13 protein-coding genes are annotated in these 9,895 nt (G+C 63.9%); 5 read left to right on the top strand and 8 right to left on the bottom strand.

Features of this window, described 5'->3' with window-relative positions:
- Positions 1–59: 59 nt before the first annotated feature.
- The 6 genes from INR99_RS07605 to INR99_RS07580 all read right to left on the bottom strand — a co-directional run bounded on the left by INR99_RS07605 (position 60) and on the right by INR99_RS07580 (position 3,736).
- Complete coding sequence (locus tag INR99_RS07605; protein ID WP_308431464.1) at positions 60–341, bottom strand: TfoX/Sxy family protein; 282 nt, start codon at positions 339–341, stop codon at positions 60–62.
- Positions 338–616 (bottom strand): hypothetical protein, encoded by a 279-nt coding sequence (locus tag INR99_RS07600; RefSeq protein ID WP_194115719.1) that lies wholly within the window; start codon positions 614–616, stop codon positions 338–340. Before INR99_RS07600 ends, INR99_RS07605 begins: the two co-directional genes overlap by 4 nt.
- Positions 617–634: 18 nt before the next feature.
- A complete protein-coding gene (gene cobS, locus INR99_RS07595) occupies positions 635–1,384 on the bottom strand; it encodes an adenosylcobinamide-GDP ribazoletransferase (protein WP_228098141.1) in 750 nt (249 codons plus the stop codon).
- Positions 1,384–2,004, bottom strand: a complete 621-nt coding sequence (locus INR99_RS07590) for a histidine phosphatase family protein (protein ID WP_194115718.1) — start codon at positions 2,002–2,004, stop codon at positions 1,384–1,386. The genes cobS and INR99_RS07590 overlap by 1 nt, the downstream gene beginning before the upstream one ends.
- Positions 2,001–3,053: a nicotinate-nucleotide--dimethylbenzimidazole phosphoribosyltransferase gene (gene cobT / locus INR99_RS07585; RefSeq protein WP_194115717.1), complete on the bottom strand. Its 1,053-nt coding sequence runs from the start codon at positions 3,051–3,053 to the stop codon at positions 2,001–2,003. Before cobT ends, INR99_RS07590 begins: the two co-directional genes overlap by 4 nt.
- 116 nt (positions 3,054–3,169) lie before the next feature.
- Positions 3,170–3,736 carry an NAD(P)H-dependent oxidoreductase gene (locus INR99_RS07580; protein WP_194115716.1) on the bottom strand — a complete coding sequence of 189 codons (567 nt, stop codon included), beginning with the start codon at positions 3,734–3,736 and terminating at the stop codon, positions 3,170–3,172.
- A gap of 149 nt (positions 3,737–3,885) precedes the next feature.
- Between INR99_RS07580 and arsN2 the strand changes: the two genes are divergently transcribed.
- The 3 genes from arsN2 (at position 3,886) to mobA (ending at position 6,264) form a co-directional block, all read left to right on the top strand.
- Positions 3,886–4,332 (top strand): arsenic resistance N-acetyltransferase ArsN2, encoded by a 447-nt coding sequence (gene arsN2, locus INR99_RS07575; RefSeq protein ID WP_194115715.1) that lies wholly within the window; start codon positions 3,886–3,888, stop codon positions 4,330–4,332.
- 15 nt (positions 4,333–4,347) lie between these two features.
- Positions 4,348–5,079 (top strand): peptidylprolyl isomerase, encoded by a 732-nt coding sequence (locus INR99_RS07570; RefSeq protein ID WP_194115714.1) that lies wholly within the window; start codon positions 4,348–4,350, stop codon positions 5,077–5,079.
- A gap of 153 nt (positions 5,080–5,232) precedes the next feature.
- Positions 5,233–6,264 (top strand): molybdenum cofactor guanylyltransferase MobA, encoded by a 1,032-nt coding sequence (mobA, locus tag INR99_RS07565; RefSeq protein ID WP_194115713.1) that lies wholly within the window; start codon positions 5,233–5,235, stop codon positions 6,262–6,264.
- Here mobA and INR99_RS07560 read toward each other — a convergent pair whose 3' ends face one another.
- Positions 6,265–6,636, bottom strand: coding sequence for a SirB2 family protein (locus INR99_RS07560; RefSeq protein ID WP_194115712.1), 372 nt, complete (start codon positions 6,634–6,636; stop codon positions 6,265–6,267).
- A 126-nt stretch (positions 6,637–6,762) separates the two neighbouring features.
- On the opposite strand from INR99_RS07560, the gene INR99_RS07555 reads away from it, so the two are divergent.
- Together INR99_RS07555 and INR99_RS07550 are read left to right on the top strand one after the other, a co-directional pair.
- On the top strand, positions 6,763–7,497 hold the full coding sequence (locus tag INR99_RS07555) for a pseudouridine synthase (RefSeq protein ID WP_194115711.1): 735 nt from the start codon (positions 6,763–6,765) through the stop codon (positions 7,495–7,497).
- 73 nt (positions 7,498–7,570) lie between these two features.
- On the top strand, positions 7,571–8,314 hold the full coding sequence (locus INR99_RS07550; protein WP_194115710.1) for a TlyA family RNA methyltransferase: 744 nt from the start codon (positions 7,571–7,573) through the stop codon (positions 8,312–8,314).
- Between the two features lie 109 nt (positions 8,315–8,423).
- On the opposite strand, the gene cysN is transcribed toward INR99_RS07550, so the two are convergent.
- Positions 8,424–9,860 carry a sulfate adenylyltransferase subunit CysN gene (cysN, locus tag INR99_RS07545; RefSeq protein ID WP_194115709.1) on the bottom strand — a complete coding sequence of 479 codons (1,437 nt, stop codon included), beginning with the start codon at positions 9,858–9,860 and terminating at the stop codon, positions 8,424–8,426.
- Positions 9,861–9,895: the final 35 nt, after the last annotated feature.

Here is a 9,895-nt window from a genome sequence, read left to right as displayed (position 1 = left end):
CGGGGTTGCTTGTTTTCAGGGTATGGCCATGAAGGCACTGTTGTATCTGGCTTGTGGGGTTATGGGGGGGCGGGTACATCCTGTTCATCCTGTGCTGCCAGTTCGGCCAGCAGCCGGCTGCGTTCCTTGCGGGCGATGTCCTGCCAGTGGCGGCCAGTCAGTGCGCCTTCCAGTGCCCACAGCAGGTTCAGGCTGACCGATTTGCCGGCGTGCCGCCTGATTCGTCGCCAGGCGGCAACGGCCCCGAGCTGTGCCAGTTCGCCGTGGCTGTGAATCCCGGCGGCATGCAGCATGGCCTGGGATTTGGGGCCGAGCCCGGGTAGCTCAGCGAGCGAATTCACTGCGGGCTTTGCGGCAGGTCGGGCAGGCCGTAGGCGCTGAGGATGTAGTCAAACCGGTCGGCCTCCAGCGGCGTGCTGCACCAGCGCTGCAATTGTGCGACGCGGGGCGCATCCAGCAGATAGGCAAGCTGCATGTCGGGGTCAGGCCGATCTTGCTCGTTGCAGAACAGGCTGAACAGGAATTCGGTCGGAACGTCGTCAGCCAGCTCGATGCTGCCCAGCGGCGCCCCGTCCATGCCTTTTTCCCAGACTTCGAGGATGCGCTTGATTTTCATGTGTGTGGCCCTGTGCAATCAGGTCGTCATTATAGCGGGTGCCAGCACCGCGACGAGCAGCAGCGCAATTTCACTCAACTCAATGCCTGCCCCCAGGCAATCCCCGGTGACTCCGCCCAGGCGCCGGGCCAGCCACTGGCGATAAGCCAGCAGCACCAGCGGTGCCAGCAGCAGGGGCGGAGCCAGCCAGAGGCTCAGCACGAGCAACCCGAGCAGATTCAGCAGGCCGGCCCATGGCCTGCGCTGCCAGCCGAATTGTTCGGCCATCCCCGGCGCGAGTGGCGGCAGCGTCTGCCATAGGTATACCCCGAGACGTGCCCAGCCAGGGATTAGCAAAATTGCGAGCAAGCCGGGCATACCCTGCCTGGCCAGCAACATCAGTAGCAGCAGTTTGCCGGTGCCGTGCACGATGAGTGTCAGCACGCCAAAGCTGCCCAGATGCGGATCCTTGAGTACCGCCAGAAAGCGCTGGGGATCACGGTGAGCCGCGCCCAGGCCATCGGCCATATCGGCCAGCCCGTCCAGATGCAACCCGCCTGTCAGCCATACCCATCCCAGCAGTCCCAGCCAGGCAGCTAGCCAGGGGTCGATAAGGCTGCCTGCCACAAGCAAGGCGGCCAGCATGCTGCCCAGCAGCAGGCCGACTAGCGGAAACCAGGCGACGGCGCGTGCCAGCAGCGCGGGCGAGAAGTTGCCAACCTGTGGCGTGGGCAGCCGGGTAAGAAACTGGATGGCCAGAATCAATGGCCGCAGATCAGGCCCGCGCATCAGTCCGGCAGCGTGTTGTCGAGCGCCAGCAGCATCGGGGGCCAGCCGTTGGCCTCGTTGTCCCACCAAAGGCTGACCACACCGGCCGGGGCGACCCAGAACTGGCTGTGCCGGCTGGCAGGCAGCCCGAAGGCATGCAGCAGCAAGGCCTTGATCGTGCCCTGATGGGCAAACAGCAGCCGGTGTTCGGCATCCGGTGTCCGCGCCAGCCACTCGTGAAATGCCGCGAGCGTGCGGGCGCTGAAGTCGTCCCAGCTTTCGCCATTGGGCAGCGGGCTGGCCTGCGGATTGCGCTGCCAGTCATCCCAGGCTTGCAGCTCCTGTGCGCTCCAGTTGGCCTTGGATTTGCCGTCCAGATCGCCCAGGTGCTGTTCGGCGAAGCCGTGCGCCAGATGCAGCTGCAGCCCCAGGCTGGCCGCCGCATCAAGCGCGAAATCGGCGCAGCGCGCCAGCGTGGACGAGGCGATTGCGTCAACCGGCTGCGCGGTGAGTTGCTGCCACCGACTGCGCAGCTGTGCACGGCCGTCGGCAGACAAAGGGGCATTCGTGCTGCCGAAGACGTGGTCATGGCTGCCAGTCGCGCAGCCGTGGCGTACCAGCGTGAGGCGGAAGGCGCTCATGCGGCGGGCCCGGCGACGCCGGCCTCGGCAAAGGTGGCCATGTCGCGATGCAAGGCCAGTGCCGTCTGCAGCAGCGGCAGAACCAGTGCGGCACCGCTGGCTTCTCCCAGCCGCAGATTGAAATCCAGCAAAGGTGAGAGCCCGAGTTCGGAGAGACAGTGGCGGTGGCCCAGTTCCTGCGAGGCGTGGCTGGCCAGCAGCCAGTCGCCAACGCTGCTGTCGTGACGCACCGCCACCAGTGCTGCGGCAGTGCTGATGAAGCCATCCAATAGGACCGGAACGCCCAGCGCCGCGGCCTCGCTATAGAAACCGGCCAGCGCGGCGATTTCCAGGCCGCCAACTTCGGCCAGCCAGTCCATCGGGTTTTGCGCGCCAGCCTCGCGGGCACGGGCCAGAGCATCGCGAACGACGCTGACCTTGTGTTCGCGTGCCACCGCATCGATCCCGGTGCCCAGCCCGACGATCTCGGCGGGGTCGGCGCCAGTGAGCGCACAGATCAGTGCAGCTGCAGCCGTGGTGTTGGCGATGCCCATTTCACCACCGATCAGCAGATTCTTGCCGCGTTCCTGTCCTTGTCGCGCGGCAGCTGCGCCGATGTGCCAGGCCTTGCGGCACTCATCGCGGCTCATGGCGGCTTCGCGGCGCAGATTGCCGGTGCCAGCGCGTACCGGCATGCGGAAGAAGCGGGTGGTGGCGCCGGGATCAATGACCGGCTGGAGGTAGTCCGTGGCGACGCCGACGTCGACGACCGCGAGCGTGGCCTGGCCTTCGCGTGCCAGTACATTGATTGCAGCGCCGCCGGCCAGAAAGTTGAGCACCATCTGGCTCGTGACTTCGGCGGGATAGGCCGAAACCCCTTCGCTGGCAACGCCATGATCGGCGGCGAAGATCACAATGGCCGGCTTGAGTCGGCCCGGGGTGCCGCTGCCCAAGCGGGCGGCAAACCAGATGGCCAAGTCTTCCAGTTTGCCGAGGCTGCCCGGCGGTTTGGTCAGCTGCTGCTGGCGTGCGCGTGCCGCATCGGCACTGGCGAGATCGAGAAAATGCATGACGTGAATGCGGGTGATCCGTGGTGCAGCGACCTTACGCGCTTGCGCCGTCGTGGGCAAGCGCCTTCCGGCTATGCTCGGCGGGTAAAAATACCCGCTGTGTCGCGCGGGCTGATTCAGCCCAGCGCGCGGACCCGGCTGTGCGGGCTGAGCAGCAGTGCACGGTAGCGCTGTGCGAATTCCTGCACCTGCACCAGTTGCGATTCGGAAACGTCGATTCCCGGGATGTTGGGTACGCCGTGCAGGATCAGCGGCGTCTGCAGCACCATACCAGTCAGGTGTGCCATTGCGCCGAAAGGGCTGAGCAGCTGTTCGATCGTGTGGTGGTGATAGCCGGCAGCCGTGTAAGCGCACTCGGGGCCGCCGCTGCTGATGATCAGTTGCAAGGGTTTTCCGCGCAGTTTCTGCGCCTTGCCGAAGGCCCAGCCGAAGCTCAGCACCTCATCCATCCACAGCTTGAGCATCGGCGGCGAACTGAACCAGTAGAAGGGGAACTGGAAAATCAGTCGCGCGGCGTGCTCGCAGGCCTCCTGCTCGGCTGCGGTATCGATGTCGCCATGGGAGTACACGGCTTCCAGATGATGGATTTGCACGTCCGGCAGATCATCGATGGCGTCGATCAGGGTGCGGTGTACGCGCGAAGTCGCGAGATGGGGATGCGAGAAAATCACCAGATTGCGCATGATGTCCTCCGGTCTGGCGGGTCATGCTTTATCCTAGCCCAGAGCCCCGCTGCTTGCTGGAGTGTGCAATTTGCGCATGATCAGGATGTGCGATCGCGCGGGGTTTTACCCTGATGGACTCTACCGATTGGCCAACCGGGAGCTAAATGATGCAGGTCGAGGTGGTTCGCGAGCACGAGAAACGGGCGCAGATCAGGGGGCTGCTGCAGGCCGAAGGGCTGGTGGTGGCCGATCTGGACGAAGCTGCGCTGACATTGTGGGCGCTGCAAGAGCAGGGGCAGGTGATCGCAGCCGCTGGGCTGGAGGCGTTGGCGGACGTGCAATTGTTGCGTTCGCTGGTCGTCGGCGATCACTGGCGCGGCCGGGGATTTGCTGTCATGCTGCTGGCTGTTCTGGAAGAGCAGGCGCGTCAGCGCGGAGCCCGCGAGCTGTGGCTGCTGACAAGCTCTGCCGAGGGCTACTTCCGCAGGCATGGTTACCGCCCTGTTCTGCGTGACCGGGTGCCGGCAGCACTGGCAGCCTCCCGCCAGTTTGCCTCGCTGTGCCCGGCCTCCGCCGTCTGCATGTGCAAGACACTGACATTTGAAACCAACTAGTTACAGGAATACCTCATGAGCATTACCGTCAATGGCGCGGCGATTAGCGATGCGATGATCGAAGCCGAAATCCCGCACCATCAGGATGCAGCCGAGCCGCGCGAAGCGGCTATCCAGAACCTCATCGTCCGTGAGTTGCTGCTGCAGCGCGCGACCGAACTGGGCGTGGCCGAGGGGGCTGACGAAGAGCGCATCGGCAATCTGTTTGACCAGGAGTTGCAGATCGAGCCGGCCGACGATGCGGCCTGCCGCGAGTTCTACGATCACAATCCGGAAAGCTTCCAGCGCGGCGAGCAGATCGAAGCCAGCCACATCCTGTTCGCCCGCGAAGACGGCCTGGCCGGTTCGCTGGTGAAGGCCAAGGCGGAAGGCATTCTGGCCGAACTGAAGGCTAACCCGTCGCGCTTTGCCGACCTGGCACGCGAGCATTCGACTTGCCCGTCCGGCCGTCAGGGCGGTGACCTGGGCGCATTCGGTCGTGGCCAGATGGTTCCGGAATTCGAGCAGGCGGCCTTTCGCCTGGGCGACAACGAGCTCTACGATGGTCTGGTGGAAACCCAGTTCGGTTTTCACATCATCCGCTCGGGCAAGAAGAGCACTGGTGAAGCGGTGAGCTTTGATGAGGCCAAGGAGCGCATCGCCCACTTCCTGAACAGCATGGCGTCGCAGCGTGCCGTTCACGAATACATCGGCGGCCTGTTTGCCAATGCCGACATCCAGGGCTACCAGCCGGCAGTGCAGCACTAAGTCTTGCCCATGCCGTAGCGAACACAAGGAGCCTCTGGCTCCTTTTGTCGTTTCTGGCTACCCGTGATGACTTGCCGCTTGCCGAGGCTGCGCGGCTGCGCCATAGTTGCGTGATAAATCAGGCAGCGCTGATATGCGCAACAGGAGCAGGGCATGTCGATGGTGGATGCCGTCATTCTTTCGGGCGGCGCCGGGCGCCGGATGAACGGGCGCGACAAGGGGCTGATCGAGCTGTCCGGACGTCCGCTGGTGGGCTGGGTGATTGATGCCTTGCAGGCCCAGACCTGCAGGGTCGGGCACATCATGATTTCGGCCAATCGCAACCTCCCTGACTATTCCCGCTTCGGTTATCCGGTATTGCGTGATGTGTACCCCGGGTTCCCCGGCCCCCTGGCCGGTGTGCATTCCGCCGCGCTGGCTTCGCCTGCCGATGCCTTGCTGGTTCTGCCCTGCGATGCGCCTTTCCTGCCTGATGATCTGCTGGCCCGGCTGCTGGGCAAGCTGCATGAGGGCGGCGGGGCCGTGACCGTGCGGGTAGGCGGGCGCCAGTTGCCCTATCCCTGTCTGCTGGAACGCGCCATCTTGCCGCAACTGATCGAGCGCATGGCTCGCGGTGATTTCGGACTGGCCGAATGGCTGGCCGAGCTGGGGGCGGCCGAAGTGGAGCTGCCGGCCGGCAGCATTGCCAATATCAACAGCTTTGACGATCTGGCCATCCAGGCTGCACGGCTGGCCGGTGTTGAAACGATTGCCCTGCCCACCGAGTCTGCGAGCGGCGGCGCGCGTGCCGGTGTGGCGCGTGCCGCTGGCGAGCTGCGCATGCAGGCTGATACCTTGCAGCTGTTTGAAGATGGCAGTCTCGCGGATCTGCTGGGGCTGGCGCGCGCGGCAGCGATGCTGGCCGCCAAGCGGGCCGGCGAGCTGGTGCCGCAGCATGCCCCGCAGCCGCTTGGGGGCATCCGGCTCGAATTCCGTGCGGATCGACTGCGCAACACCCTGCACTGTCAGGCGAGTGTCGAGGCGCGCGAGGGGCGCGCCGAGACCGAGGCGCTGCTGGCAGTGAATCTGGCCCTGATCACCATCATGGAAAGCTGCCGCGAAACTGATCGCGGGCTGGTTCTGGGCGAGGTTCGTCTGCTGGACGTCGCAGCGGCTCCCGCGGCCGCGATGCCGGCCGTGCTCTGATCACAGCAGGTTCAGGCTGGGCGAGCGCGTCATGGCGACCGCGATAATGTAGCCAAGACACAGCAGGGCGGCGAAAAATGCCGCCGGGTTGCGCCGTTTGAGTGCAATGCCACCCAGGCCGATGTAGGCCAGCAGCGCACACGCCTTGGCGCTCAGCCACGGTTGTACCAGCGGGTATTGCTGGCTCATGACGGCAAGTCCGATGGCGGCAGCCAGCAGCAGCGTGTCGTTCAGGTGCGGCAGCCAGCGCAGCACGGGCCAGCGTTCTTTCCAGTCGATGCCGGCCAGCATCAGTCCGCCACGCAGCGCGAAGAGGATGCTGGTCATGATCACGCAGGTGATGTGCAGGTGGCGCAGGGCAAGATAGCTCATGGCGTAGAAGGAAGTGAAAGCCCGAGTCTACCGTGTCAGCGCCGCCGCCGGGATGTCCGCGATGCGCGCGGCGGCTTACTGCGTTACCATTCCGCTTTTGCCGCACCCCTGAAAGCGAGTCCGAACATGAGTGAACCCCTGCGCCTGTCCAAACGCATGGCCGAGCTGGGCCTGTGCAGCCGCCGCGAGGCTGACGAATACATTGCCAAGGGCTGGGTGAAGGTCGACGGGGTTGTCGTGGACCAGCTTGGCAGCAAGGTGCTGCCCGAACAGCGCATCACGCTGGATCGCCAGGCGCATGCCGCACAGGCCAATCGCGTCACCGTCCTGATCAACAAGCCGGTGGGCTATGTCTCCGGGCAGGCCGAAGATGGCTACAAGCCCGCCTCCGTACTGGTCGTGCCGGAAAATCACTGGATCGACGACCCGTCGGGTATCCGCTTTGCGCCGGGGCACATCAAGGGGCTGGCGCCGGCTGGCCGGCTGGATATCGACTCGGTTGGCCTGCTGGTGCTCACGCAGGATGGCCGGGTCGCAAAGCAGCTGATCGGCGAGAACTCGGTCGTGGAGAAGGAATACCTGGTGCGCGTCGAGGGCAAGCTATCCGATTCCGACCTGCGCCTCTTGAATTTCGGTCTGTCGCTTGATGGTGAAAAGCTCAAGCCGGCACGGGTGCACTGGCAGAACGAAGACCAGCTGCGCTTCATCCTGACCGAAGGCAAAAAGCGCCAGATCCGCCGCATGTGCGAGCTGGTCGGGCTGAAGGTCACGGGCTTGAAGCGGGTGCGCATCGGCAACATCATGCTGGGCAATATCCCGACCGGGCAATGGCGCTACCTCGGCCCGACCGAGCGTTTCTGAGTAAATACATTGCCATGTATTCCGATAGGGTCATTTTAAAAATTAGCCTGTAGGCATATACCTGGAGGGTCTCGTGCCGCGCGCCGATCTTTTGCTTGTCGAACTGGGGCTGGCCACCTCGCGCACTGCTGCTCAGGCCATGATTGGCGCCGGCCGTGTCAGTGCCGATGGCCGGCCGGTCAGCAAGGCCAGCCAGATGCTGACCGCCGCCGCCGAAATCGTCATCACTCCGGATGAACTGGACCGCTATGTCTCGCGCGGCGGGCTCAAGCTTGCTGGTGCACTGCAAAGCGCGCGGCTCGGCGTCGACGGCATGCAGGTGCTGGATGTCGGTATCTCCACCGGCGGATTTACCGATTGCCTGTTGCAGGCGGGCGCGCGCAAGGTCATCGGTGTCGAAGTTGGCCACGACCAGTTGCACCCGCGCCTGCAGGCTGATTCCCGCGTTACCCAGTTCGAAGGTGTCAATGCGCGCCATCTTACCCTGGAGCTGATTGCCCCGGCGCTGGACGGCTCGCTTGATCTGGTGGTTGGCGACATATCGTTCATCTCGCTGACCCTGGTGCTGCCGGCCTTGCGGGCAGTGTTGCCGGAAGGCGGCTTGCTGCTGTTTCTGGTGAAGCCGCAGTTCGAAGTCGGCCCCGAAGGGCTGGGAAAGGGCGGCATCGTGCGCGATACCGCGCTGTACCCGCAGGTCAGCGCCAGAATCTGCGGGGCCGCGACGATCGCCGGGTTTACCGTGCTCGATTACTTCGAAAGCCCGATTCAGGGCGGTGACGGCAACCGCGAGTTCTTTATCTACGCGCGTGCGGTGTAGCGGACAGGTCTGCTTCTACCTCCAGCTACGCAGGTTGCCTGCCGAACGCAGCAGAACAAACAAAAACCCCGACCGCAAAGCCGGGGTTTTTGTCGATGCGAATTGCGGCTTACTTCAGCAACTGGCTGACGTCCTTGGCCTCCCAGTGCGGGAAGTGTTTGCGCACCAGGGCGTTTAGCTCGACTTCAAAGGCGCGCAGGCGGCTGAGTTCGTCCAGATCGCTGGCGTTCGCGCTGCTGGTGGCGGCTTCGATGACCATGCCGGCGCCGGCGGTGGCATTGCTGAGGCGGTCGATGATGATGAAGCTGCCGGTGCCGCGACACTCGGTGTAGGGGTCGAACACCACCGGGGCGTTGACTTCGATGGTGACGCGGGCGATTTCGTTCAATTTCAATTCGTCCGCCGCGGCGTGCTCGAGGGTATTCACGTCAATGCGGTGCTGGATCTGGGCTACACGGCCATACACCTGCTTGCCGGCCAGCTTGAACGCGTATTCCTTGCCGACGGTCAGCGGGTTGTCGTTCATCCAGACCACGTGCGCGGCAAAGGCCTGGCTGACTTGCGGCTGGGCATCCTGCGCACGCACAATCATGTCGCCGCGGCTGATGTCGATCTCGTCTTCCAGTGTCAGCGTGATGGCCTGACCGGAGAAGGCGGCCTGCAGGTTGCCGTCGAAGGTAACGATGTCCTTCACTTTCGAGCGACGTCCGGACGGCAGGGCGACGATTTCATCGCCCGGCAGGATGTGGCCGGCGGCGATGGTGCCGCAGAAGCCGCGGAAATCCAGATTCGGGCGGTTGACGTACTGCACCGGCAGGCGGAAGGCATCGAGCTTGGCATCCTTGCTGATCTGCACGGATTCCAGCAGCCCCATCAGCGTGTCGCCCTCGTACCACGGGGTTTGCGTGGATTCGTTCACCACATTGTCGCCGCGCAGCGCGGAAATCGGCACGAAGCGGATATCGGCAATGTCGAGTTGCTTGGCGAATTCGAGGTATTGCTGCTTGATTTCGTTGAAGCGCGCTTCGCTGAATTCGACCAGATCCATCTTGTTGACCGCGACGAGCACGTGCTTGATGCCCAGCAGCGAAACGATGTAGCTGTGGCGACGGGTCTGCGTCTGCACGCCGTAGCGGGCGTCGATCAGGATGATGGCGAGGTCACAGGTCGAGGCACCGGTGGCCATGTTGCGGGTGTACTGCTCGTGGCCCGGGCAGTCGGCGATGATGAACTTGCGCTTCTCCGTCGAGAAGTAGCGATAGGCCACATCGATGGTGATGCCCTGTTCGCGCTCGGCCTGCAGGCCGTCCACCAGCAGCGCCAGATCGATTTCCTGGTCGGTGGTATTGTACTTCTGGCTGTCTTTCTGGATCGCGGCCAGATGGTCTTCGAAGATCAGCTTGGAGTCATGCAGCAGGCGGCCGATCAGCGTGGACTTGCCGTCATCGACGTTGCCGCAGGTGATGAAGCGCAGCAAATCCTTGTTTTCGTGCTGTTTCAGGTACGCCAGGATGTCGCTGGCGATCAGGTCGGATTGGTGGGACATAGTGGGTCTCGCGTAGGGTGGGTGCGTAACCCACC

Source organism: Chitinilyticum piscinae (genome assembly GCF_015223195.1).
In the GTDB taxonomy this organism is placed as follows: domain Bacteria; phylum Pseudomonadota; class Gammaproteobacteria; order Burkholderiales; family Chitinibacteraceae; genus Chitinilyticum; species Chitinilyticum piscinae.
Note: the sequence above shows the minus strand (reverse complement) of the source record. Positions and strands in the feature narration are given on the sequence as shown.

Excerpts from the sequence above, each read along its gene's own strand:
- INR99_RS07600 (WP_194115719.1), bottom strand. The coding sequence starts at position 616 with ATGAAAATCAAGCGCATCCTCGAAGTCTGGGAAAAAGGCATGGACGGG.
- cobS (WP_228098141.1), bottom strand. The coding sequence starts at position 1,384 with ATGCGCGGGCCTGATCTGCGGCCATTGATTCTGGCCATCCAGTTTCTT.
- INR99_RS07590 (WP_194115718.1), bottom strand. The coding sequence starts at position 2,004 with ATGAGCGCCTTCCGCCTCACGCTGGTACGCCACGGCTGCGCGACTGGC.
- cobT (WP_194115717.1), bottom strand. The coding sequence starts at position 3,053 with ATGCATTTTCTCGATCTCGCCAGTGCCGATGCGGCACGCGCACGCCAG.
- INR99_RS07580 (WP_194115716.1), bottom strand. The coding sequence starts at position 3,736 with ATGCGCAATCTGGTGATTTTCTCGCATCCCCATCTCGCGACTTCGCGC.
- arsN2 (WP_194115715.1), top strand. The coding sequence starts at position 3,886 with ATGCAGGTCGAGGTGGTTCGCGAGCACGAGAAACGGGCGCAGATCAGG.
- INR99_RS07570 (WP_194115714.1), top strand. The coding sequence starts at position 4,348 with ATGAGCATTACCGTCAATGGCGCGGCGATTAGCGATGCGATGATCGAA.
- mobA (WP_194115713.1), top strand. The coding sequence starts at position 5,233 with ATGTCGATGGTGGATGCCGTCATTCTTTCGGGCGGCGCCGGGCGCCGG.
- INR99_RS07560 (WP_194115712.1), bottom strand. The coding sequence starts at position 6,636 with ATGAGCTATCTTGCCCTGCGCCACCTGCACATCACCTGCGTGATCATG.
- INR99_RS07555 (WP_194115711.1), top strand. The coding sequence starts at position 6,763 with ATGAGTGAACCCCTGCGCCTGTCCAAACGCATGGCCGAGCTGGGCCTG.
- cysN (WP_194115709.1), bottom strand. The coding sequence starts at position 9,860 with ATGTCCCACCAATCCGACCTGATCGCCAGCGACATCCTGGCGTACCTG.